The following is a 22,330-nucleotide window of genomic DNA, read 5'->3' as shown; positions in this document are numbered from 1 at the left end:
CTTGTCTGACTACGACCCCGTCGAGGTCACCCCTCTGCACGCCGACGAGTTGGCGCGCACGGAGGCCGACGCCGTCGCCGCGATCAAGGCGGCGGGCGACCTCGACGAACTCAAGCAGGTGCGCCTCGCGCACGCCGGAGACCGCTCGCCGATCGCGCTGGCCAACCGCGAGATCGGCGCCCTGCCGCCCGCGGCCCGCGCCGAGGCGGGCAAGCGCATCGGCGGCGCCCGCAAGGCGATCAACGAGGCCCTCGCCGCGCGCCAGGCCGAGCTGGAGGCCGAGCGCGACGCCCGCGTCCTGGTCGAGGAGACCGTCGACGTCACGCTGCCGTGGGACCGCGCCCCGAGGGGCGCCCGCCACCCGCTCACGACCATGCAGGAGCGCATCGCCGACACCTTCGTCGCGATGGGCTACGAGGTCGCCGAGGGTCCCGAGCTCGAAGGCGAGTGGTTCAACTTCGACGCGCTCAACATCGCGACGGACCACCCCGCCCGCTCCGACCACGACACGTTCTTCGTGGAGTCCACCGACTCGGGCAAGGTGCTGCGCACCCAGACCTCGCCGGTGCAGATCAGGGCGCTGCTGCAGCGGGGCGTGCCGGTGTACGTCGTCTCGCCTGGCAAGGTGTTCCGCACCGACGAGCTCGACGCCACCCACACGCCCGTCTTCCACCAGGTCGAGGGCCTGGCGATCGACGAGGGCCTGACGATGGCCCACCTGAAGGGCACGCTCGACAGGTTCGCCGAGGTCATGTTCGGCGAGGGCATCACGACCAGGTTCAGGCCCAACTACTTCCCCTTCACCGAGCCTTCGGCCGAGATGGACCTGAAGTGCTTCGTGTGCAGGGGCGCCTCGGCCGTCCCGGGCAACCCGCCGTGCCGCACCTGCAAGTCCGAGGGCTGGATCGAGTGGGGCGGCTGCGGCATGGTCAACCCGCGCGTGCTCGTCGCCTGCGGCGTCGACCCGCGCAAGTACTCCGGCTTCGCCTTCGGCATGGGCATCGAGCGGACGCTGATGTTCCGCCACAACGCCGAAGACATGCGTGACATGGTCGAGGGCGACGTCCGCTTCACCCTCCCGTTCGGAATGGAGATCTGATGAAGGTCCCGCTTTCCTGGCTGCGGGAGCACGTCGACCTCCCCGCCGTCACCGCGCACGAGGTGGCGGACAAGCTCACCGCCGCAGGCCTCAAGCTCGAGAGCATCACCTCCCACGGCCACGACGTGAAGAACGTCGTCGTCGGCGAGGTGCTCACCGTCGAGGAGCTGACCGGCTTCAAGAAGCCGATCCGCCACTGCATGGTCGAGGTCGGCGAGGCAGAGCCGCGCCAGATCGTCTGCGGCGCCAGCAACTTCGTGGCCGGCGACCGCGTGCCCGTCGTGCTGCCCGGCGGCGTGCTGCCGGGTGGTTTCGAGGTCGGCGCGCGCAAGACCTACGGGCGGCTGTCCGAGGGCATGATCTGCTCCGAGCGTGAGCTCGGCCTGGGCGACGACCACGACGGCATCATGGTCCTGCCCAAGGACACCCCGATCGGCACCGACGTGGTGGAGCTGCTCGGCCTGCGCGACGACGTGCTCGAGCTGGAGATCACCCCCGACATCGGCTACTCCCTGTCGATCAGGGGCGTGGCGCGCGAGGCCGCCGTCGCCTTCGGCGTGGCCTTCCACGACCCCGCGGCCGTCGAGCTGCCCGCCGACACCGAGGCGTCCTACCCCGCCTCGATCGGCGACCCGACCGCGTGCGACAGGTTCGTGCTGCGCGAGGTGCGCGACTTCGACCCGTCGGCGCCCAGCCCGCTGTGGATGCGGACCAGGCTCACCAGGGCGGGCATGCGACCGGTGTCGCTGGCCGTCGACGTCACCAACTACGTGATGCTGGAGCTCGGCCAGCCGCTGCACGCCTTCGACCGCTCGAAGCTGACCGGCGAGATCGTCGTACGGCGCGCGGCGCAGGGCGAGACGCTGGAGACCCTCGACCACGTCGTCCGCAAGCTCGACACCGACGACATCCTGATCACCGACGGATCGGGCGCGATCTCGATGGCCGGCACCATGGGCGGCCTGCGCACCGAGATCTCCGACGCCTCGACCGACATCGTGATCGAGGCGGCCCACTTCTCCGCCACCGGCACTGCCCGCATGTCCCGCAGGCACAACCTGGTGTCGGAGGCGTCCAAGCGCTTCGAGCGCGGCGTCGACCGCGAGCTGCCGCTGGTCGCCTCGTGGCGGGCGGTGCAGCTGCTGACCTCGCTCGGCGGGGCCACCGAGGTTCCCGGCGTGACGCATGCCCAGACCGAGGTGTCGCGGGTGCGGATCGCGATTCCGACCTCGCACCCCGGCGACGTGGCCGGCGTGCCGTACTCGCGTGAGACGGTCGTCACCCGCCTGGAGCAGGTGGGCTGCGAGGTCGTGGCGGGCGCCGACCCCGCGCCGCAGCGCGGCGGAGTCGACGCCACGGGCGTGGTGTCGGGCGGCGACACCGACGGGCTGCTGGCGGTGACGGGCGACGACATGATCACCGTGACGCCGCCGTCGTGGCGTCCCGACCTGACCGACCCCAACGACCTGGCCGAAGAGGTCATCCGGCTCGAGGGCTACGCCGACCTGCCCTCGATCCTGCCCAAGGCGCCCGCGGGAGCGGGGCTGACCGAGGCGCAGCGCCTGCGCAGGCGGGTCGGCCGCGCGCTGGCCGGCGCGGGCTACGTCGAGGTGCTCGCCTACCCGTTCATCGGCGAGCGCGACCTCGATCACCTGCAGTTGCCGGACGGCGACGAGCGCCGCCGAGCCGTGCGGCTGGCCAACCCGCTGTCGGAGGACGAGCCGCTGCTGCGCACCACGCTGCTGCCCGGCCTGCTCAAGACGCTGGTACGCAACGTGGGCCGCGGCTTCGGCGACGTGGCGCTCTTCGAGACGGGCCTGGTCTACCGGCCCGTCGAGGGCGCGCCCGCCAAGGCGCCCGTGCTCGGCGTCGACCACCGCCCCTCGCCCGAGGAGCTCCAGTCGATCGAGGCGGCGCTGCCCAGGCAGCCGCAGCGGGTCGCCGTCGTCCTGGCGGGCGAGTTCGAGCGCTCCGGCTGGTGGGGCAAGGGCCGCCAGGCCACGTGGGCCGATGCCGTCCAGGCGGCCCGGCTGGTGGCCGGGGAGGCGCGCGTGGACGTCACCGTGGTCGCCGACCAGCACGAGCCGTGGCATCCCGGCAGGTGCGCCGCCCTCTACGTGGGCGATGTGCTCGTCGGCCACGCGGGCGAGCTCCACCCCAGGGTGGTCGAGGCGTACGGCCTGCCGCCGCGCACCAGCGCGATGGAGCTGGAGCTGACCCGCCTGGAGCAGGCCATGCCGGGCCCGGTCGAGACGCCTCCCGTCTCCTCCTACCCGGTCGCCACTCAGGACGTCGCGCTGATCGTCCCCGACTGGACTCCCGTCGCGGACGTCGAGGCGGCGCTGCGTGACGGTGCGGGCGAGCTGCTGGAGGCGGTGCGGCTGTTCGACGTCTACACCGGGGCGCAGGTGGGCGAGGGCAACAAGTCGCTGGCCTACACGCTGCGCTTCCGCGCCGCCGACCGCACGCTGACGGTGGAGGAGACCACCGCCGCCCGCGACGCGGCCGTCGCGATGGCCGCCGACCGCGTCGGCGCCCAGCTGCGCGGGGCGTAGGCCCGGACACGACGAAGGGGCCCGAGGATCACCTCGGGCCCCTTCGTCATGCCCGGCGTCGTGTCGTCGGGCCCCGGTCAGAGCCGGTCGATCTCGGTGAGGTCGATGTCGAGGTCGAACGGCACGGTGAGCTTCAGCCTGTCGTGGTGGATGCCGGTGAGCGCGTAGGCGGCCGTGGCGGGATCGAGCTCGTAGACGTAGACGACGATGCGGTCCGCGTCGTTCTCGACGCGCCAGAAGTGCTTGATGCCCGCTTCCGCGTAGAGCTGTGGCTTGCGCTTACGGTCGCGCACCGCCGAGTCGGGCGACACGACTTCGGCGACCAGAAGGACGTGCCTGGCCTCGAAGAAGGTGGTGTCCCGCTCGATCGTGGTCTCCGGCCCGAGAACCAGCATGTCAGGCTCCGGCCGCTGGCTGGGGCCCAGTTTGACGCCCATCTCCCTACGCACCCTGTGCCCTGTGGGGACGCTTTCGAGCAGACCCTTCTGAAGGACGTACATGATCGACGTATGGAAGTCGCGCTGTGGGCTCACGAACACCAAGCTTCCGTCAATCAACTCAGTGTGCGCAGGCAATTCCGGAATGTGATCGAGGTCCTCCGCGACGAACCCTTCCGGCGGAGGAAAGACCCAGTCGGGCAGCGAGGGAGGCTTCATCTCCGGGATCACCGCTTCGGCCGTCATACGTCTACGGTAGCAATCTACGCCGCTCCGGCCTGGCGAACGAGGAAGCGGGGCCGACCTCTAGGCTTTTCGTCCATGAGGCAGTTGCTGGTGTTCGCCGAGCGGGACGACGCCGAAGAGGTGGCAGAGACGCTGGCGGAGTGGTTTCCAGGGCTCGGCGTGCCTGCCGTGGTCAGGGAGACGCTCGCGGGCGAGGACGACGCCGAGGACGCGCAGTGGCTCGTCGTGCTCGAAGGGCTCGACGGGAAGCACCTGCCCCAGGTCGACGCGCTGGTGGAGGAGCGGGACGGCTGGCGCGAGAGCGGCTGACCGTTGCGCCTCGGGTGAAAGACCTTGAGGGGCCCCAGCCCGCTCCGGCAGCGTGAAGGCATGCGCATCGCCGTTCTGTCCGACATCCATGGCGTGCTGCCCGCGTTGGAGGCCGTCCTGGCCGAGCCCGACGTCGCGGCGGCCGACCGGCTCGTGCTCACCGGCGACATGGCGGCGGGGCCGCAGCCGGTCGAGACGCTCGACCTGCTGGTCTCGCTGGGCCAGCGGGCGCTGTGGGTGAACGGCAACGCCGACCGTGAGCTGGTGGAGGTGGCGCACGGCAGTCCCAGCGCGTACCCGATCTCGCAGTGGGCGGGGGAGCGGCTGCGCGAGGACCAGGTGAAGCTGCTGGCGGGCCTGCCCGCGGGGCTGGAGCTGGAGCTGGGCGCGCTCGGCACGACGTTGTTCGTGCACGCCACGCCGCGGCGCGACGACGAAATGATCCTGGTCGACAGCACGCTCGAGCGGTGGGCCGAGGTGCTCGACGGTGTCACGGCCGACACGGTCGTGCTCGGCAACACGCACATGCCGTTCGTCAGGCTCGTCGACCGCAGGCTGGTGGTCAACCCGGGCTCGGTCGGCATGCCGTACGGCACGGTGGGCGCCCACTGGGCGCTGCTCGACGCGGGCAGCGGCGCGGTCACGCTGCGTCGCACACTTTTCGACGCCCGGGCGGCGGCGGACCGGATCGTCGCGGAGAGCGGGTTCGCCGACGCCGAGGGTTGGGTGGCCGACTACGTCACAGGCGTCCACTCCGACGCCGAGGCGCTGCGCGTGTTCGGCAAGGCCGAGGGCAGGCCCGCCTAGCCTCACGCCTCCGCGGGGGCGCTCGCCCTGCGGGCCTTCTCGGCCAGGGCGTGCTCGCTGGTCCTGGCGTCGTAGGAACGGAAGGACGGCAGCAGCCACGCCAGCAGCGCCACCGAGCCCACGCACAGCAGCCCGCCCACGCCCATCGAGAACCTGGCGCCGCCCGCCTGCGCCATCAGCCCCGCCCGCGCGTTGCCGAGCATCGGGCCGCTGGCGTAGGAGAGCAACTCGATGCCTGCCAGGCGGCCGCGTAGTTCTTCCGGGATGGTCTGGTTCCACATGGTCATCCGGAAGATGCCGCTGATCATGTCGGCCGCGCCGGCCAGCGCGAGGCAGAAGAAGATCGCCCAGATGTTGGGGATCACCGCCGCGAGCGCGATCGCGGCTCCCCACAGCGCGGCCGCCAGGATCACCCCGAGACCCTGCCGCTGCACGCGCGCCGCCCAGGCCCCCGTGAGCGAGGCGACGAGCGAGCCGACCGCTCCGGCCGAATACAGCAGGCCGAGCGCCTGCGGCGCGCCGTAGTGGTCGACGATGAACGGGAACAGCGCCGTCGACATGGCGAACACCATCGCGGCGATGTCGACCAGGTAGGTGCCCATCAGGTCGCGCCTGCTCACCGCGTAGCGGACGCCCTCCACCATCGAGCGCAGCGACGCGGGGGCGGCGTTCTCCTTCGGCGGCACGGCCCTGATCCGCCACAGCAGCAGCAGGGAGAGCACGAAGGAGACCGTGTCGACCGCGTAGGCGGTGGCCACGCTGAACGTGGTCACCAGCAGGCCGCCGAGCGCGGGCGCGGTGATGGCGCCGACGTTCCAGCGCAGGCTGGCCAGCACCGCCGCCGACCCGAGCTGTTCGTGCCTGACGACCTGCGGGATCAGCGCCTCCAGGCTCGGCCGCTGCAGGCTGGCCAGGCCGGTCGACAGGGCGCCGACCAGGTACAGCACCCAGATCTGGGGGTCGGGCAGCATCGCGTTGACCATCAGCAGCGCCGAGGTGACCATCAGCCCGACCTCGCCCAGCAGGATGACCTTGCGCCGGTCGAGCGCGTCGGCGATCGCCCCGCCCCACAGCCCGCAGATCACCATGGGCACGAACTCCGCCAGGCTCACCAGGCCGACCGCGACGTAGGAGCCGGTCAGCTCCTTCATCTGGTACGGCACCGCGACCATCGTGATGAACGTGCCGAACATGGTGATGACGCCTGAGGCCATCAGCAGCCGGTAGTCGCGCGAGTCGCGCAGCGGGCCCAGGTCGATGGTGAAGTGAGCGAGCAGGCGCCTGAGTCGATCGGACACGAGAGTTCATTCTGTTTCGGGTCCGCCTGCCGGCGCAAAGGGTTTTCGCCATGGCATGAAGCAGGCCCCCTGGTATCCAGGGGGCCTGCGGTGGGGGAGAGTCAGCCGGGCACCTTGTCCAGGAAGCCGAGCACCTGGCGGATCCTGCCGTCCTCGGCCAGCTTCACCACGTCGAACCCGACGGCCAGCGCCTCGCCGCCGGCGGGGCCGAGGTGCCAGGTGAAGCGGACCAGGTCGTGGTGGGCGTCGTGCAGCTCGCCGGGGGTGAAGACCAGGCCGGGGAACATCTCCTGGGCTCCGGCGATCACCGCGTCGATGCCATCGTGTCCCGCCACGTCCGCCAGCGGGTCGGTGTAGGTGGCGTCCTCGGTCCAGACTTCGGCGACGGCCTTGGCGCGGGCCTCGGCGTCGGTCTCGTTCCACGCGGCCAGGTAGCGCTCGACGATCGTCATGATGGTTCGCCCTTTCGAGTGATGTTCAGGATGGTCGGTCAGGTCGGTGTGTGGCCGGGGAGTCAGCGGGCGGCCTTGCGCAGGCCCATGATCTGCAGCTCGGCGAAGGCGCCGACCACGAGGGCCTGGGCGATCGCCCAGATCGCGCCGATGGTGGTGAACTCCATGAGGCCGGTGGCGACGGCGGCGACGCTGCCGAGGGTCCAGACGATGTTCAGGGCGATCACCACCTGGGCGGCGGCCCTGCTGATGTTCGCCCTGCCGGCGAGGAATCCGACGGCCGCGCCGTACACGAGGAGGAAGACGCCGATCTCGCGCAGGATCCCCGCGTCCGGGCCGAGGAGGCCGCTGACGGGAGCGGCGGCGAGCAGGTAGATCAGGCCGTTGCCACCGGTGACGACGGCGTCCGCGGCCAGGGCCATGCGCAGGAACCTGGTCCGGTCGGCGGTGACGGGGATGGTGGTCATCGGGTGCTCCTTCGGAGGTGTTTCGTTCCGGTGGTGCAACCGTGTCATCCGTGACATCAAGCCCGCGATTACGCGCGAGGTAACGGCGCCGCCCTGCGGGGCGCTGACCTGCGGAAAGAGAAAGAAAATCGGCCGCGCCCCGGCCGAAAGGGGACGCGGCGCGACGTCATGCGGCGTCAGAGGGCGAGGACCTCCTGGCGCAGCCGCGTCTTGAGGATCTTCCCGCCCGGGTTCCTGGGCAGCTCGGCCTCCCTGAACCAGTAGTGGGAGGGCACCTTGAACCCCGCTATGCGCTCCTTCAGGAACGTGGTCAGCTCTTCGGCGGTGGCGGGTCCCGACAGCCGGACCACCGCCCCGACCTGCTCGCCGAGCTCGTCGTGCGGCACCCCGATCACCGCCACGTCGTCCACGGACGGGTGCTCGAACAGCGCCGCCTCCACCTCCGCGCAGTAGACGTTCTCGCCCCCGCGGATCACCATGTCCTTGGCTCTGTCGACGATGTACACGAATCCCTCGTCGTCCACCCGCGCCAGGTCGCCCGTGTGCAGCCATCCGTCGACGAACGTCTCGGCCGTGGCCGCGGGCTTGTTCCAGTACCCGAGGATGACGTTGGGCCCCCTCAGGCACAGCTCGCCGATCTCGCCCACGGGCACCGGCGCCCCTGTGGGGTCGGAGACGCGGACGTCCACGACCGCCGACGGCAGCCCGATGCTGTCCGGCCTGCGCGCGTAGTCGGCGCCGGAGTTGTTGATGGCCAGCGCCGTCGTCTCCGTCATGCCGTACCCGTTGCTGGGCGCGCGGCCCGGCAGCTCGGCGGTGATGCGCTCCATGAGCTTGGGCGGGGCGGGGGCGCCGCCGTACGAGATGCCGCTGAGCGAGGACAGGTCGTACTTGCCCACGTCGGGGTGCGACAGCAGCTGCCAGGCGTTGGTGGGCACACCGGTCATGCCGGTGATCTGCTCGCGTTCGATGAGCCGGAGCGCCAGCTCGGGGTCCCACTTGTACATGAGCACGAGCCCGCCGCCGGTGAACATGGTGCCCATGAGGGCGGCGAAGCACCCGGTCACGTGGAACAGCGGCACTGTCAGCAGCGTGACCCGCCGCTCCCCGGACACGCCCGACGGGTCCTTGCCCGCCAGGACGACCGCCCTGACGAGCGAGTAGGCGACGGTCATCGGCGCCTGGCCGAGGTTGCGGTGGCTGCCGAGCGCGCCCTTGGGCAGTCCCGTCGTGCCGGAGGTGTAGAAGATCGTCGCGGGATCCTCCGGTGACAGCTCCACCTCGGGGAGTGTCACGTCCGCCCTGACCTCGCCCATGACCTCGTCCCACGGCCGCCCGCGGCCCGCGCCCCTGGTGACGATCATCGGCACGCCCGTGTCCGCGAGGCGCTCGGCCCGCTCGCCGTCGGCGATCAGCACCTTGGCTCCGGAGTCGGAGACCCCGTAGGCGAGCTCCTGCGCGGTCCACCAGGCGTTCAGTGGTACGGCGATCGCCCCCGCCGCCAGCACGGCGGAGAAGGAGACGACCCATTCGGGGTAGTTGCGCATGGCGATGGCGACCCTGTCGCCCTTGGCGACGCCGTAGTCGTCGACGAGCCTGCGCGCCAGCGTCGCCGCCCGCCGGTAGTGCTCCTCGTAGGTGATGCGCTCGTCCTCGTAGACGAGGAAGACCTTCTCGCCCTGGAAGCGGCTGTTCTCGAGCAGGGTGCGGAAGTGTCCCGGTGCGTGCTTCCACGTGCGGATCCCGGAGCCGAGCTCTTCGGTTTCGAACAGCTGGCCGGCAGCCGTGAGCTGGGCCTGGACCTGGGCGTGCGTGATGCTCATGGGCAAGAACTCCCGCAGGGTCTGTTAACCGGAGGTTTCACAGTACCGACCGGTAGGTACGTCGCGCTAGATCCGCAACTGTGAGTGGTTATGCACTAAATAGGCGTTTGGTCCGATCTCGACATGTGGACACTCCGGCCCGGCTCGCTTGCATGCCCATCGGCTCGCATGCATAATCTTTCTAAGCAAAAACATGAGTAAGGGTGAATGGATATGCAGCGTGTGGCGATCGCCGGAGCCAGCGGCTACGCCGGGGGTGAGCTCGCGCGCCTGCTGCTCATGCACCCCGAGCTGGAAATAGGCGCGCTGACCGCGGCGACGAGCGCCGGCAGTCCGCTCGGCGCTCACCAGCCGCACCTGCCCCAGCTGGCCGGCCGCGTCATCCAGGAGACCACGCCCGAGATCCTCGCCGGGCACGACGTGGTCTTCCTCGCGCTCCCGCACGGCCAGTCCGCCGCGATCGCCGCCCAGCTCGACGCCGACACCGTGGTCGTCGACTGCGGCGCCGACCACCGGCTCGCCGACCCCGCCGCGTGGGCCGAATTCTACGGCGGAGACCACGCCGGCACCTGGCCCTACGGCCTGCCCGAGCTTCCCGGACAGCGCGACCTCCTCAAGGCCGCGCGGCGCATCGCCGTACCCGGCTGCTACCCGACGGCCGTCACGCTCGCCCTGTTCCCCGCCTTCGGCGCGGGCGTCGCCGAGCCCGACGTGGTCGTTGTGGCCGCCACCGGCACCAGCGGCGCGGGCAAGGCGCTCAAACCGAACCTGCTCGGCAGCGAGGTCATGGGCTCGGTCAGCGCGTACGGCGTCGGCGGCGTCCACCGCCACACCCCCGAGATGGAGCAGAGCCTGTCGGCCGTCGCGGGCGTCCCTGTCACCGTCGCCTTCACCCCGATGCTGGCACCCATGAGCCGCGGCATCCTCGCCACCTGTACGGCTCCCGCCGCCCCCGGCCTCACCAGGGCCGCGCTCCGCGAGGCGTACGAGAGCGCGTTGAAGGACGAGCCGTTCGTCACGCTGCTGCCCGAGGGCACCTGGCCCGCCACCGCGATGACCTACGGCGCCAACACCGCCGCCCTGCAGGTCACGCTCGACGAGCGGGCCGGCCGCGTGGTCGCCGTCATCGCCATCGACAACCTCACCAAGGGCACGGCGGGAGGCGCGATCCAGAGCGTCAACCTCGCCCTCGGCCTACCCGAAGAGCTCGGTCTTCCCCAGAACGGAGTCGCCCCGTGAGCGAGCGTAGCGAGGGAACCATCAGACACTGTGCGTTGACGCTCATGCGTCCGACGAAGGAGGACGCATGAGCGTCACAGCGCCCCTCGGTTTCAAGGCCGCGGGCATCGCCGCAGGCATCAAAGCCAGCGGACACCGCGACCTGGCCCTCGTCGTCAACGAGGGGCCCAGCCGCGCCGCGGCGGGCGTCTTCACCGCCAACCGCGTGAAGGCCGCCCCTGTCCTGTGGTCGCAGCAGGTCCTGGCAGGCGGCAGGGTGCGCGCGGTCGTCCTCAACTCCGGCGGCGCCAACGCCTGCACGGGACCCGAGGGCTTCCAGGACACCCATGCCACGGCCGAGAAGGTCGCCGGCGTGCTCGCCGACTCCGCGGGCGAGATCGCGGTGTGCTCCACCGGCCTGATCGGCGAGCGGCTCCCCATGGAGACGCTGCTGGCGGGCGTCGACAGCGCCGCTACGCAGCTCTCGCGCGACGGCGGACTGGCCGCCGCCGACGCCATCCGCACCACTGACACCGTCTCGAAGATCTCCTTCAAGCGCGGCGACGGCGGCTACATGGTCGGCGGCATGGCCAAGGGCGCAGGCATGCTCGCCCCCGCGCTGGCGACCATGCTCTGCGTGATCACCACGGATGCCGACCTCACCTCGGAACAGCTCGACGCGGTGTTGCGCAAGGCCACGTCGAAGACCTTCGACCGGCTCGACGCCGACGGCTGCATGTCGACCAACGACACCGTCCTGCTGCTGGCCAGCGGCGCCTCCGGCGTCACCCCCGACCTCGGCGAGTTCGAGAAGAAGATCACCGAGGTCTGCGCCGACCTGGCACGGCAGTTGCTGGTCGACGCCGAGGGCGCCTCCAAGGCGATCGCCATCGAGGTCGTCGGCGCCGCCAGCGAGGACGACGCGGTCAAGGTCGGCCGCACGGTCTCCCGCTCGAACCTGCTCAAGTGCGCCATCCACGGCGAGGACCCGAACTGGGGCCGCGTGCTGTCGGCGGTCGGCACCACCGACGCGGTCTTCGAGCCCGACCGGATCAACGTCGCCATCAACGGCATCTGGATCTGCAGGGGCGGCGCCGTCGGCGACGATCGCGCCAAGGTGGACATGCGCCCGCGCGATGTCACCATCACCGTCGACCTGTCGGCAGGCCCGCACTCGGCGACCATCCACACCACGGACCTGACCGCCGCGTACGTGCACGAGAACTCGGCGTACAGCTCATGAGAGCCAACGGAGCGCTCGCCAAGGCGAGCACGCTGATCGAGGCGCTGCCGTGGCTGGCCAGGTTCAGCGGCGCCACCGTTGTCATCAAGTACGGCGGCAACGCCATGACCGAGGAGGCCCTCAAGGAGGGCTTCGCCGAGGACGTCGTCTTCCTGCGTTACGCCGGGCTCAAGCCTGTCGTCGTGCACGGCGGAGGGCCGCAGATCAACGCCCAGCTCGACCGGCTCGGCATCGAGTCGACGTTCACCGCCGGACTTCGGGTCACCACCCCCGAGGCCATGCAGGTCGTCAGGATGGTCCTGGTCGGCCAGGTCAACCGCGACGTCGTCGGCCTGATCAACCACCACGGCCCCTTCGCGGTCGGCATGTCGGGCGAGGACGCCCACCTGTTCACCGCCGAGCGCAAGCACGCCATCGTCGACGGCGAGGCTGTCGACATCGGCCAGGTCGGCGAGATCGTCAGGGTCGACCCCGGCGCCGTCCGGGCCATGCTCGACAACGGCCGCATCCCCGTCGTCTCCAGCGTCGCCCGCGGAGAGGACGGCCAGGTCTACAACGTCAACGCCGACACCGCGGCCGCAGCGCTCGCCGTCGCGCTCCAGGCGCAGAAGCTGATCGTCCTCACCGACGTCGAGGGCCTGTACGCCAACTGGCCCGACGACACCGACGTGATCGACCAGCTCAAGGCGGACGAGCTGGCCGAGATGCTGCCCACGCTGTCCAGCGGCATGGTGCCCAAGATGGAGGCGTGCCTGACCGCCGTACGCGGCGGCGTGCCCCAGGCGCACGTCCTCGACGGCCGCGTGCCGCACTCCCTGCTGCTCGAGATCTTCACCGACCACGGAATCGGAACCATGGTGATGCCCTGATGAACCTGTATGAGAGGTTCGAGAACGCCTTCATGCCGAACTACGGCGTCCCGCCGCTGGCTCTGGCCCGAGGCGAGGGCACCACGGTGTGGGACCTGGACGGCAGGCCGTACCTGGACTTCATCGGCGGCATCGCGGTCGACTCGCTCGGCCACGCCCACCCCGCGCTGGTGGAAGCGGTCTCCAAGCAGGTGGCCACCATCGCCCACACCAGCAACCTGTTCCTGCACGAGCCCGAGGTGCTGCTCGCGGAGAAGCTGCTCGAGCTGCTGAAAGAGCCCGCCAAGGTCTTCTTCGCCAACTCCGGCACCGAGGCGAACGAGGCCGCCTACAAGCTGTCGCTCAAGTACGGCAGGGCCACCGGCCGCTCCTACTTCGTCGCCACCGAGAACGGCTTCCACGGCCGCACCATCGGCGCCCTCTCGCTGACCGGCAAGAAGGCGATCCGCGACCAGTTCGGCCCGTTCCCCGTCGAGGTCCGCTTCGTGCCGTACGGCGACGCCGACGCCCTCGCCCAGGCCGTCACCGAGGAGTGCGTCGCCGTCTTCCTGGAGCCCACGCAGGGCGAGGCGGGCGTCGTGCCGCCACCGGACGGCTACTTCAAGGCCGCGAGGGAGATCTGCACCTCGGCCGGAGCGCTGCTGGTCGCCGACGAGATCCAGTCGGCCATCGGCAGGACGGGACACTGGTTCGCGCACCAGGCCGACGGCGTCGTCCCCGACATCCTGACCCTGGCCAAGGGCCTCGGCGGCGGGCTGCCGATCGGCGCCTGCGTCGGCTTCGGCTTCGCCGGCACGCTGTTCGAGAAGGGCGATCACGGCTCGACGTTCGGCGGCAACCCCGTCTCGTGCGCCGCCGCGCTCGCCGTCCTGGACAACGTCGACCTCGACCACGTCAACCGGGCCGCCGAGCTGCTGTGGTCGGGGCTGGAGGGCGTGCGGCACCCGCTGCTGAAGGGCGTGCGCGGCCGCGGCCTGTGGCTCGCCCTGGTGCTCAACGAGCCCGTCTCCGTCAAGGTGCAGCAGGCCGCGCAGAACGCCGGCTTCCTGGTCAACGCCCTGCAACCAGACGCGGTACGGCTCGCCCCTCCGCTGGTCGTGACGGCCGAGGAGATCCGGTCGCTCGTGGCCGCCCTTCCCTCGATCCTCACGGAGGCCTCGCATGGTTAGGCACGGCGCGGACCCTGCGCACGTCAGGCACTTCCTCAAGGACGACGATCTGTCGCCCGATGAGCAGGCCGAGGTCCTCGACCTGGCCGCCGCGATGAAGAAGGACCCGTACGGCTACCGGCCCTTCGAGGGCCCCAAGACCGTCGCCGTCCTGTTCGACAAGCCGTCCACCAGGACCCGCATCTCCTTCGCCGTCGGCATCGGCGAGCTGGGCGGCCTACCCATGATCATCGACGGCGGCACCTCCCAGATGGGCCGCGGCGAGCCGATCGAGGACACCGCCAAGGTGCTGGAGCGCCAGGTCGCCGCCATCGTGTGGCGGACCGGCGGCCAGGAGCGCATCGTCGCCATGGCCTCGGCCTCGAACGTTCCCGTGGTGAACGCGCTGACCGACGAGTACCACCCCTGCCAGATCCTCGCCGACCTGCAGACCGTCAGGGAGAGCTTCGGCAGGACGGCGGGGCTGACCCTCGCCTACTTCGGCGACGGCGCCAACAACATGGCCCACTCCTACCTGCTCGGCGGCGCGACCGCGGGCATGCACGTGCGGATCGGCGCCCCCCTCGGCTTCCAGCCCGATCCCGAGATCCTCACCAGGGCCGCGGCGATCGCGGAACGGACGGGCGGCTCCGTCGTCGTCCACCAGGACCCGGTCGTCGCCGCCCACGGCGCGGACGTCGTGGCCACCGACACCTGGGTGTCCATGGGACAGGACGGCAAGGAGGAGCGCGTGGCCGCGCTCATGCCGTACCAGGTGAACTCCGCGCTGATGGCGCACGCGGCGCCCGAGGCGATCGTGCTGCACTGCCTGCCCGCCTACCGCGGCTACGAGATCAGCGCCGAGGTCCTCGAAGGGCCGAGCAGCGTGGTGTGGGACCAGGCGGAGAACCGCCGCCACGCGCAGAAGGCACTCCTGCACTGGCTGGTGACCGGGCGCGGCGAGAGCACAGGCGAACACAGTACGTTCGGGCCGACGAAGGAGGCCCGATGACCATTCCCATGACCAAGGTCGCCAGGCAGGCGAAGATCACCGATCTGCTGCAGCGTCAGGCCGTGCGCTCCCAGCCCGAGCTGGCCAAGCTGCTGGCCGAGAGCGGGGTCGAGGTCACCCAGGCCACGCTCTCCCGCGACCTGGACGAGCTCGGCGCGCTCAAGCTGCGTGCCGAGGACGGCTCGCTGGTCTACGCGCTGCCCGGCGAGGGCGGCGGTCGCATTCCGCTGGCCCGCCTCGGCACCGGGGAGTCGCCCGCGGCCAGGCTCAACCGCATCGCCGAAGAGCTCCTCGTCTCCGCCGAGGCCTCGGCCAACCTGGTCATCGTCAGGACACCGCCCGGCGCCGCCCAGTTCCTCGCCTCCGCCATCGACCACGCCGACTGGGAGTCCATCCTCGGCACCGTGGCGGGAGACGACACCATCCTCGTCATCAGCCGCGATCCGCAGGGCGGGCAGTCGGTCGCCGACGCCCTGCTCAACATCGCCAACCGCAAAGGATCATGATCATGTCCGAGAGAGTCGTCCTAGCCTTCTCAGGGGGCCTTGACACCTCCGTCGCCATCCCCTTCCTCGCCGAGAAGATGGACGCCGAGGTCATCGCCGTCGCCGTCGACCTCGGCCAGGGCGGCGAGGACATGGACGTCATCCAGAAGCGCGCCATCGACTGCGGCGCGGTCGAGTCCGTCGTCATCGACGCCAAAGACGAGTTCGCGGCCGACTTCTGCGTACCCGCGCTGCAGGCCAACGCCCTCTACATGGACCGCTACCCGCTGCTGTCGTCGCTGTCGCGGCCGCTGATCGTCAAGCACCTGGTCTCCGCGGCCAAGCAGTTCGGCGGCACCACGGTCTCCCACGGCTGCACCGGCAAGGGCAACGACCAGGTCCGTTTCGAGGCGGGGCTGGCCGCGCTCGCCCCCGACCTCAAGGTCGTCGCCCCCGCCCGCGACTTCGCCTGGACCCGCGACAAGGCCATCGCCTTCGCCGAGGACAAGGGCCTGCCGATCGAGACCACGAAGAAGAACCCCTACTCGATCGACCAGAACCTGTGGGGCAGGGCCATCGAGACCGGCTACCTCGAGGACATCTGGAACGGTCCGACCGAGGACATCTACGCCTACACCTCCGACCCCGCCCAGCCGCGCGAGGCCGACGAGGTCGTCATCACCTTCGAGCACGGCGTCCCCGTGGCCCTCGACGGCCGCGCGCTCACGCCATTCCAGGTCATCGACGAGCTGAACAGGCGCGCGGGCGCCCAGGGCGTCGGCAGGATCGACATGGTCGAGGACCGGCTCGTCGGCATCAAGTCGCGCGAGGTCTACGAGGCGCCCGGCGCGATCGCGCTGATCACCGCGCACATGGAGCTGGAGAACGTCACCGTCGAACGCGACCTGGCGCGCTTCAAGCGCGGCGTGGACCAGCGCTGGAGCGAACTCGTCTACGACGGCCTGTGGTTCTCGCCCCTGAAGAACGCCCTCGACACGCTCATCGCCGACGCGCAGAAGTATGTCAGCGGCGACATCAGGATGACCCTGCACGCCGGCCGCGCCGTCGTCACCGGCAGGCGCTCCGAGCAGTCGCTGTACGACTTCTCGCTGGCCACCTACGACACCGGCGACACCTTCGACCAGTCGCTCGCCAAGGGATTCGTCCAGCTGTGGAGCCTGCCGTCCAAGATCGCTGCAGCCCGTGACGTCAAGCATGGCTAGGATCGCGGGGGACTTCGCGGAAAAGACGGAGGGTATGACGGTGAGTGATGGCAAGCCGATGAGGCTGTGGGGCGGGCGCTTCGAGTCGGGCCCTGCCGACGCGCTGGCTCGGCTGTCGGTGAGCGTGCACTTCGACTGGCGGCTGGTGCCGTACGACCTGATGGCCTCGCGGGCGCACGCCCGCGTGCTGCATCGGGCGGGCCTGCTGACGGACGAAGAGCTCGAGCGCATGATCGGCGCGCTCGACGATCTGGAGCGCGCCTGCAAGAACGGCGAGTTCCGGCCGACGGTCGCCGACGAGGACGTGCACACCGCGCTGGAACGCGGGCTGCTGGAACGGCTCGGCTCCCTCGGCGGCAAGCTGCGCGCCGGGCGCAGCCGCAACGACCAGATCGCCACGGACCTGCGCCTGTACCTCCGCGACCACGCGCGCACCATCGTCTCCAGGCTGGTGGAGCTGGAGACGGCGCTCATGGCCCAGGCAGAGACCCACGCCGACACGGCGGCCCCCGGCATGACGCACCTGCAGCACGCGCAGCCGGTGTCGTTCGGCCATCAGCTGCTGGCGCACGTGCACGCCTTCGCGCGCGACATCGACCGCCTGATCGACTGGGACAGGCGGGCCGCCGTCTCGCCGCTGGGCTCCGGCGCGCTCGCCGGCTCCTCGCTGCCGCTCGACCCCGTCGTCGTCGCCGCCGAGCTCGGCTTCGACGCCGCCGCGCCGAACTCGATGGACGCCGTCGCCGACCGCGACTTCGCCGCTGAGTTCCTGTTCGACGCCGCGATGATCGGCGTGCACCTGTCACGGCTGGGCGAGGAGATCGTCCTGTGGGCCTCGCAGGAGTTCCGCTGGATCGAGATGGACGACGCCTACTCGACCGGCTCGTCGATCATGCCGCAGAAGAAGAACCCCGACGTGGCCGAGCTCGCCCGTGGCAAGTCGGGACGGCTCATCGGCAACCTCATGTCGCTGCTGACCGTGCTCAAGGGCCTGCCGCTCACCTACAACCGCGACCTGCAAGAGGACAAGGAGCCCGTCTTCGACACCGTCGACACCCTGCTCCTCGTGCTGCCCGCGGTGGCGGGGCTGGTCTCCACCATGCGCGTCAACACCGCCCGCATGTCGGCGACGGCCTCCGACGGCTTCGCCCTGGCCACCGACCTCGCCGAGCTGCTGGTCCGCAAGGGCGTGGCCTTCCGCGACGCGCACGAGGCCGTCGGCCACCTGGTCGTCTACTGCCAGGTCAACGACGTCGACCTGGGCGACGTGAGCGACGAGGACCTGGCCAAGGTGTCCCAGCACCTGACGCCGGACGTCCGCGACGTCCTCAACGTGCCCGGCGCGCTGGCCGCGCGCAAGGCGCATGGCGGCACCGCGCCCGACAGGGTCCGCGACCAGCTCGCCGCCCTGCGCGAGACCGTCGACGTGCAGGCGGCATGGGCGTCGAACTTCTGACGAGGGACTTCTTCGACAGGCCCGCCGACGAGGTCGCGCCCGAGCTGCTCGGGCGCGTCCTCGTCCACGGCGACGTCGCCGTCAGGCTGACCGAGGTCGAGGCGTACGGCCTGCCGGGGGAGGACCCCGCGTCCCACACCTACCGCGGCCGCACCCCGCGCAACGCGGTCATGTTCGGCCCGCCGGGACACCTCTACGTCTACTTCACGTACGGCATGCACTACTGCGCCAACCTCGTGTGCCTGCCCGAGGGACACGGCTCGGCGGTGCTGCTGCGCGCCGGCGAGATCGTTTCGGGCCTTTCCGAGGCACGTGCCCGCAGACCGGGCGCCAAGGATCGCGACCTGGCACGCGGACCGGCCAGGCTGGCCGTCGCGCTCGGCATCGGCCGCCCCGACAACGGCCTCGACATGGTGGGAAACGTCATGGCGGGCGATCCGGTCCCGCAGGTCGCCTCAGGGCCGAGGACCGGGATCTCCACCGGCGCCGACACCCCGTGGCGGTTCTGGATCGCCGGCGACCCGACCGTCTCGCCGTACCGCGCTCACACCCCGCGGCGGCGCAACAACGCGGCCACCTCCGTGCAGGACGCGCCGCCGAGCTCGTAGCCGCTCAGCAGGTGAAGATGGTCGCCCGTGTCGATCTCGAGCAGCTCGCTGCGCAGGCCGAACCGCCTGCGCACGTCGACCCGCACGTCCTCGATCTGCTCCCACGGGACATGGCGCCTGCCCATGAACCCGTGCACGACGGTGATGCCGCTCTCGTCGGCGGCCAGCCGTACGGGGGCGAGCACGTCCCTGACGCCCATCGCGCCCACCAGCAGGGCCCCCGGCACGGCCAGGATCACGCCGCGCACGTCACCGGCCAGATACCAGTAGACGCCGAGCCCCGCACACGCCAGAGCCCCTAGGATCTTGAAAACGGCCAGCTCGCGACGGACCCTCCACATGGACACCGAGCGTATCCAAGTGGCGAGGATGCCCGCCTATCGGGCAGGCTGTAGCCAGTCAACCTCAACCTTGGGAAAGCCGTGACCGACATCCTCGATGAGCTCGAATGGCGCGACGTGCTCGCGCAGACCACCGACATCGACGCGCTGCGCAAGGCGCTGTCCGAGGGTCCGATCACGGTCTATGCGGGCTTCGACCCCACCGCGCCCTCCCTGCACGTCGGCAACCTGGCCACGCTGCTCATCCTGACCAGGTTCCAGCGGGCGGGGCACAAGCCGATCGGGCTGGTCGGCGGGGCCACCGGCCTCATCGGCGACCCCAGTGGGCGCAGCACCGAGCGGGCGCTGAACACCTCCGAGGTCGTGGCGGAGTGGGTTCGCCGCATCCGCGTCCAGGTGGAGAAGTTCCTCTCCTTCGAGTCGGGGCCGACGGCGGCGACGCTGGTCAGCAACCTCGACTGGACCTCCGAGCTGTCGGCGATCGACTTCCTGCGCGACGTCGGCAAGCACTTCCCCGTCAACCGCATGCTCGCCCGCGAGTCCGTGGCGGCGCGGCTGGGCGGTGACGGGCTCAGCTACACCGAGTTCAGCTACCAGATCCTTCAGGCCAACGACTACCTGGAGCTGTTCAGACGGCACGGCTGCACGCTGCAGCTGGGCGGCAGCGACCAGTGGGGCAACATCACCGCGGGCGTCGACCTGATCCGCCGCGTCGAGGGCGGCCACGTGCACGCGCTCACCGGCAAGCTGATCACCAAGGCCGACGGCACCAAGTTCGGCAAGACCGCCGGCGGCGCCGTCTGGCTGGACTCCGCGCTGACCTCGCCGTACGCGTTCTACCAGTACTGGCTCAACGCCGACGACCGCGACGTGGTGCGCTTCCTCAAGGTGTTCACCTTCCGCTCGCGGGAGGAGATCGAGGAACTGGAGAAGGCGGTGGCCGAGCGGCCGTTCGCCCGCGAGGCGCAGCGGGCGCTGGCCGAGGACCTCACCACCATGGTGCACGGGGCCGACGAGCTGGCGGCCGTGGTCGCGGCGTCGAAGGCGCTGTTCGGGCAGGGCTCGCTGGAGGAGCTGGCCGCCTCGACGCTCGAGTCCGCGCTGGCCGAGGTGCCGCTGGCCAAGGTCGACGCGCTCGGCGCCTCGCTGGCGGACCTGATGGCCGAAAGCGGCCTCGTGGAGTCGAAGTCGGCCGCCAGGCGCGCCATCAAGGAGGGCGGCGCGTACCTCAACAACGTGAAGATCACGGATGAGGCCTTCGCGCCCAACTCGGACGATCTGCTGCAGGGCCGGTTCCTGGTGCTGCGTCGCGGCAAGAAGTCGATCGGCGGCGTCGTCGTCGGCTGACCCGCCGCTTGACGGGCGGGCCTTCCTCAGCGGAGGCCCGCCCTTCTGCGTTCCAGGGCCTAGCCGTCAGCGGACTCCGGGGCCCTGCTGTACAGGGCGACGGTAAGGCCGGGGATGTCGGCCGAGTGCCAGGCCTGAACGCGGCCGAAGCCCGCCTGCCGTACCTTCTCGATCGCGGGCAGGTCCTCGTTCTTCGCGCCCCGCCACACCAGCCACAGCCTGTCGCGGCCCTTGAGCGCGGCGGCGACGTCCTCCTTCTCGGGGTAGCCGAAGCTGTCGGGCGCCGGCGCGGCGCCCTCGCGCAGGACGTCGTCGGGCATGACGGCCTTCGCGTAGTAGTCGAAGCCGGCGCGCAGGGAGCTCTGGCCGTACACGATCGCGTCGCCTGGCTCGAGCCTCATCCGGCGGATCGCCCACGGGACGTCCTCGAAGCGGCCGTTGGACTCGCGGATCTCCAGATGCTGCGGCACGGCCAGCGCGCCCGCGGCGAGCGTGAGGGCCACGGCGGCAGGGACGGCGAACCTGGGCAGCTCGGCCACCGCGATCGCCGCCAGCAGCGCGAGCGCCGGAGCGGTGACGAAGAGGTAGCGGTCGACGTAGGCAGGTGTCACCAGGTGGGAGACCGCCAGCAGCAGGACCGGCGGGAGCACCAGCCAACCGGCGAGCGCCGCACCCCACCGCCTGTCCCGCCTGGCCATGAGCACGGCCCCGGCCAGAGCGACCGCGAACAGCAGCAGGCCGATCTCGCTCGCACCCGCCGCCATCTTGGGGAACTTGAGCAGGACCTCCGGGCCGCGCTGGGGGATCCAGCTGATCGCGTGGCGCTCGCCGTACCCGATGAGCCCGAGCACGGCCGCGGGGACGAAGCCCGCGCCCATGGCGAGGACCGTCTTCACGGCGGTGCCCCGTCGCAGGAGTGCGAGGTGTGCGGGGAGGACGAGGACGGCGAACAGGTGCGTGCAACCGACGAACGCCACGGACAGGGCGTACTGGACCCATCGCGCACGATCGAGGGACGGGTTCGCACGATCGCGGGGGCCGGAACGGTCCAAGGTGCTCGCGTGGTCCAGGGTGCTCGCGTGGTCCGGGAACGGGCTCGCGTGATGCGGGAACCGGGTCGCGCGATGCAGGCACCAGACGGAGATCGTGACGGCCGCGGCGGCGAAGGCGTAGGACCGGGCGAAGGCGCCGTAGTAGGAGACCGACGGGAGCACGGCGAACAGCGCGGCGGCGGTGAGGCCCACGGTCGGACCGTGCAGGCGGCGGCCGAGCGAGACCAGGAAGGCGGCGGTCACGCCGATGGCGAGCGCCGAGGGGAGGCGGAGCCAGAGCTCGGAGGTGCCGAGCTTGGTCCAGAAGTGCATGAAGAGGTAGTACGGCAGGAAGTGGCCGTCGATGTGCTGGGCGAGCTCCCACAGGCCGGAGATGTCTCGCCCGGCCGCGCTGAGCGTGGCCAGCTCGTCGCCGTTGAGCGTGGCTGCGCCCGACCCAGTCAGCGCGATGGCGCAGGCCACGATGCCGGCCGCGACGGCGGCCCATGGAGGGGTGCGGGGCAGGGCGCGCGGCGGGCTGTCGGGTGCGGAGATCGTGGCGGTCACCCAGTGGAGGATACGGGCAGAGATCGACATGCCAGACGCGGATTTGACGGGATGCCGATCGCGACCTAATCTCGTCTGTGCCCCGGGAGCGAGCCGGACGCCGCAGACGGCGGACGGGCCCCGAGGGGGAACTTCTTCTCAACGCAGCCAGCTACCACGGCGCACCCCCGTATCACCCGGAAAATCGGTTGATTGGACAAGCGCCCAATGGCAGGGTAAGTTGAGAGGGTTGCCCCGGAGACGGGGTGGTCGAGATTGTAGCCAGGTTCGCCGGTTTGACATCAAATCG

General features: G+C 70.7%; 21 protein-coding genes. 14 read left to right on the top strand and 7 right to left on the bottom strand.

Annotation, left to right across the window (positions count from 1 at the left end; translation table 11 throughout):
• The first annotated feature begins 1 nt into the window (after position 1).
• Positions 2-1,099, top strand: coding sequence for a phenylalanine--tRNA ligase subunit alpha (gene pheS / locus ACFSKW_RS10205; protein WP_379571581.1), 1,098 nt, complete (start codon positions 2-4; stop codon positions 1,097-1,099).
• Positions 1,099-3,654, top strand: a complete 2,556-nt coding sequence (locus ACFSKW_RS10200; protein ID WP_379571579.1) for a phenylalanine--tRNA ligase subunit beta — start codon at positions 1,099-1,101, stop codon at positions 3,652-3,654. The genes pheS and ACFSKW_RS10200 overlap by 1 nt, the downstream gene beginning before the upstream one ends.
• Positions 3,655-3,731: 77 nt before the next feature.
• Here ACFSKW_RS10200 and ACFSKW_RS10195 read toward each other — a convergent pair whose 3' ends face one another.
• The gene (locus tag ACFSKW_RS10195; RefSeq protein ID WP_379572091.1) at positions 3,732-4,310 is read right to left on the bottom strand and encodes a Uma2 family endonuclease; all 579 of its coding nucleotides are present in this window, start codon (positions 4,308-4,310) and stop codon (positions 3,732-3,734) included.
• A 102-nt stretch (positions 4,311-4,412) separates the two neighbouring features.
• Between ACFSKW_RS10195 and ACFSKW_RS10190 the strand changes: the two genes are divergently transcribed.
• Both ACFSKW_RS10190 and ACFSKW_RS10185 read left to right on the top strand, forming a co-directional pair.
• Positions 4,413-4,646 (top strand): hypothetical protein, encoded by a 234-nt coding sequence (locus tag ACFSKW_RS10190; protein WP_379571577.1) that lies wholly within the window; start codon positions 4,413-4,415, stop codon positions 4,644-4,646.
• 60 nt (positions 4,647-4,706) lie between these two features.
• Positions 4,707-5,453: a metallophosphoesterase family protein gene (locus ACFSKW_RS10185; protein WP_379571575.1), complete on the top strand. Its 747-nt coding sequence runs from the start codon at positions 4,707-4,709 to the stop codon at positions 5,451-5,453.
• Between the two features lie 2 nt (positions 5,454-5,455).
• On the opposite strand, the gene ACFSKW_RS10180 is transcribed toward ACFSKW_RS10185, so the two are convergent.
• The 4 genes from ACFSKW_RS10180 to ACFSKW_RS10165 all read right to left on the bottom strand — a co-directional run bounded on the left by ACFSKW_RS10180 (position 5,456) and on the right by ACFSKW_RS10165 (position 9,493).
• Positions 5,456-6,751, bottom strand: coding sequence for an MFS transporter (locus ACFSKW_RS10180; protein WP_379571573.1), 1,296 nt, complete (start codon positions 6,749-6,751; stop codon positions 5,456-5,458).
• Between the two features lie 101 nt (positions 6,752-6,852).
• Positions 6,853-7,203, bottom strand: coding sequence for a nuclear transport factor 2 family protein (locus ACFSKW_RS10175; RefSeq protein WP_379571571.1), 351 nt, complete (start codon positions 7,201-7,203; stop codon positions 6,853-6,855).
• 62 nt (positions 7,204-7,265) lie between these two features.
• Entirely contained in the window at positions 7,266-7,670 is a 405-nt protein-coding gene (locus ACFSKW_RS10170; RefSeq protein WP_379571569.1) for a hypothetical protein, read from the bottom strand.
• Positions 7,671-7,846: 176 nt separating this feature from the next.
• On the bottom strand, positions 7,847-9,493 hold the full coding sequence (locus tag ACFSKW_RS10165; protein ID WP_379571567.1) for a class I adenylate-forming enzyme family protein: 1,647 nt from the start codon (positions 9,491-9,493) through the stop codon (positions 7,847-7,849).
• A gap of 213 nt (positions 9,494-9,706) precedes the next feature.
• Between ACFSKW_RS10165 and argC the strand changes: the two genes are divergently transcribed.
• The 9 genes from argC (at position 9,707) to ACFSKW_RS10120 (ending at position 18,755) form a co-directional block, all read left to right on the top strand.
• The gene (gene argC / locus ACFSKW_RS10160) at positions 9,707-10,732 is read left to right on the top strand and encodes an N-acetyl-gamma-glutamyl-phosphate reductase (protein ID WP_379571565.1); all 1,026 of its coding nucleotides are present in this window, start codon (positions 9,707-9,709) and stop codon (positions 10,730-10,732) included.
• 67 nt (positions 10,733-10,799) lie between these two features.
• A complete protein-coding gene (gene argJ, locus ACFSKW_RS10155; protein WP_379571563.1) occupies positions 10,800-11,954 on the top strand; it encodes a bifunctional glutamate N-acetyltransferase/amino-acid acetyltransferase ArgJ in 1,155 nt (384 codons plus the stop codon).
• Positions 11,951-12,823, top strand: a complete 873-nt coding sequence (gene argB / locus ACFSKW_RS10150) for an acetylglutamate kinase (protein ID WP_379571561.1) — start codon at positions 11,951-11,953, stop codon at positions 12,821-12,823. The genes argJ and argB overlap by 4 nt, the downstream gene beginning before the upstream one ends.
• Positions 12,823-13,992 (top strand): acetylornithine transaminase, encoded by a 1,170-nt coding sequence (locus tag ACFSKW_RS10145; protein WP_379571559.1) that lies wholly within the window; start codon positions 12,823-12,825, stop codon positions 13,990-13,992. The genes argB and ACFSKW_RS10145 overlap by 1 nt, the downstream gene beginning before the upstream one ends.
• The gene (argF, locus tag ACFSKW_RS10140; RefSeq protein WP_379571557.1) at positions 13,985-14,983 is read left to right on the top strand and encodes an ornithine carbamoyltransferase; all 999 of its coding nucleotides are present in this window, start codon (positions 13,985-13,987) and stop codon (positions 14,981-14,983) included. Before ACFSKW_RS10145 ends, argF begins: the two co-directional genes overlap by 8 nt.
• A complete protein-coding gene (locus tag ACFSKW_RS10135) occupies positions 14,980-15,489 on the top strand; it encodes an arginine repressor (RefSeq protein WP_379571555.1) in 510 nt (169 codons plus the stop codon). Before argF ends, ACFSKW_RS10135 begins: the two co-directional genes overlap by 4 nt.
• Positions 15,490-15,491: 2 nt before the next feature.
• Positions 15,492-16,691 (top strand): argininosuccinate synthase, encoded by a 1,200-nt coding sequence (locus ACFSKW_RS10130; RefSeq protein WP_379571553.1) that lies wholly within the window; start codon positions 15,492-15,494, stop codon positions 16,689-16,691.
• Between the two features lie 34 nt (positions 16,692-16,725).
• On the top strand, positions 16,726-18,147 hold the full coding sequence (gene argH / locus ACFSKW_RS10125; RefSeq protein WP_379571551.1) for an argininosuccinate lyase: 1,422 nt from the start codon (positions 16,726-16,728) through the stop codon (positions 18,145-18,147).
• Positions 18,129-18,755: a DNA-3-methyladenine glycosylase gene (locus ACFSKW_RS10120; protein WP_379571550.1), complete on the top strand. Its 627-nt coding sequence runs from the start codon at positions 18,129-18,131 to the stop codon at positions 18,753-18,755. Before argH ends, ACFSKW_RS10120 begins: the two co-directional genes overlap by 19 nt.
• On the opposite strand, the gene ACFSKW_RS10115 is transcribed toward ACFSKW_RS10120, so the two are convergent.
• Complete coding sequence (locus ACFSKW_RS10115) at positions 18,692-19,096, bottom strand: PH domain-containing protein (RefSeq protein ID WP_379571548.1); 405 nt, start codon at positions 19,094-19,096, stop codon at positions 18,692-18,694. The genes ACFSKW_RS10120 and ACFSKW_RS10115 overlap by 64 nt on opposite strands.
• Positions 19,097-19,177: 81 nt before the next feature.
• On the opposite strand from ACFSKW_RS10115, the gene tyrS reads away from it, so the two are divergent.
• Positions 19,178-20,443, top strand: a complete 1,266-nt coding sequence (gene tyrS / locus ACFSKW_RS10110) for a tyrosine--tRNA ligase (RefSeq protein ID WP_379571546.1) — start codon at positions 19,178-19,180, stop codon at positions 20,441-20,443.
• Positions 20,444-20,502: 59 nt separating this feature from the next.
• Here the strand turns inward: tyrS and ACFSKW_RS10105 are convergent, their stop codons facing one another.
• A complete protein-coding gene (locus ACFSKW_RS10105; RefSeq protein WP_379571544.1) occupies positions 20,503-22,041 on the bottom strand; it encodes a glycosyltransferase family 39 protein in 1,539 nt (512 codons plus the stop codon).
• Between the last annotated feature and the right edge of the window lie 289 nt (positions 22,042-22,330).

It is taken from the genome of Nonomuraea mangrovi (assembly GCF_042681425.1).
Taxonomy (GTDB): Bacteria; Actinomycetota; Actinomycetes; order Streptosporangiales; family Streptosporangiaceae; genus Nonomuraea; species Nonomuraea mangrovi.
The sequence above is the reverse complement of the archived record's forward strand: the minus strand, read 5'-3'. Positions and strand labels throughout refer to the sequence as shown.

What these genes read in the sequence shown, in the direction of transcription:
- ACFSKW_RS10200 (WP_379571579.1), top strand. Translation starts at nt 1,099, where the DNA reads ATGAAGGTCCCGCTTTCCTGGCTGCGGGAGCACGTCGACCTCCCCGCC.
- ACFSKW_RS10195 (WP_379572091.1), bottom strand. Translation starts at nt 4,310, where the DNA reads ATGAAGCCTCCCTCGCTGCCCGACTGGGTCTTTCCTCCGCCGGAAGGG.
- ACFSKW_RS10190 (WP_379571577.1), top strand. Translation starts at nt 4,413, where the DNA reads ATGAGGCAGTTGCTGGTGTTCGCCGAGCGGGACGACGCCGAAGAGGTG.
- ACFSKW_RS10185 (WP_379571575.1), top strand. Translation starts at nt 4,707, where the DNA reads ATGCGCATCGCCGTTCTGTCCGACATCCATGGCGTGCTGCCCGCGTTG.
- ACFSKW_RS10175 (WP_379571571.1), bottom strand. Translation starts at nt 7,203, where the DNA reads ATGACGATCGTCGAGCGCTACCTGGCCGCGTGGAACGAGACCGACGCC.
- ACFSKW_RS10170 (WP_379571569.1), bottom strand. Translation starts at nt 7,670, where the DNA reads ATGACCACCATCCCCGTCACCGCCGACCGGACCAGGTTCCTGCGCATG.
- ACFSKW_RS10165 (WP_379571567.1), bottom strand. Translation starts at nt 9,493, where the DNA reads ATGAGCATCACGCACGCCCAGGTCCAGGCCCAGCTCACGGCTGCCGGC.
- argC (WP_379571565.1), top strand. Translation starts at nt 9,707, where the DNA reads ATGCAGCGTGTGGCGATCGCCGGAGCCAGCGGCTACGCCGGGGGTGAG.
- argJ (WP_379571563.1), top strand. Translation starts at nt 10,800, where the DNA reads ATGAGCGTCACAGCGCCCCTCGGTTTCAAGGCCGCGGGCATCGCCGCA.
- argB (WP_379571561.1), top strand. Translation starts at nt 11,951, where the DNA reads ATGAGAGCCAACGGAGCGCTCGCCAAGGCGAGCACGCTGATCGAGGCG.
- ACFSKW_RS10145 (WP_379571559.1), top strand. Translation starts at nt 12,823, where the DNA reads ATGAACCTGTATGAGAGGTTCGAGAACGCCTTCATGCCGAACTACGGC.
- argF (WP_379571557.1), top strand. Translation starts at nt 13,985, where the DNA reads ATGGTTAGGCACGGCGCGGACCCTGCGCACGTCAGGCACTTCCTCAAG.
- ACFSKW_RS10135 (WP_379571555.1), top strand. Translation starts at nt 14,980, where the DNA reads ATGACCATTCCCATGACCAAGGTCGCCAGGCAGGCGAAGATCACCGAT.
- ACFSKW_RS10130 (WP_379571553.1), top strand. Translation starts at nt 15,492, where the DNA reads ATGTCCGAGAGAGTCGTCCTAGCCTTCTCAGGGGGCCTTGACACCTCC.
- argH (WP_379571551.1), top strand. Translation starts at nt 16,726, where the DNA reads ATGACGGTGAGTGATGGCAAGCCGATGAGGCTGTGGGGCGGGCGCTTC.
- ACFSKW_RS10120 (WP_379571550.1), top strand. Translation starts at nt 18,129, where the DNA reads ATGGGCGTCGAACTTCTGACGAGGGACTTCTTCGACAGGCCCGCCGAC.
- ACFSKW_RS10115 (WP_379571548.1), bottom strand. Translation starts at nt 19,096, where the DNA reads ATGTGGAGGGTCCGTCGCGAGCTGGCCGTTTTCAAGATCCTAGGGGCT.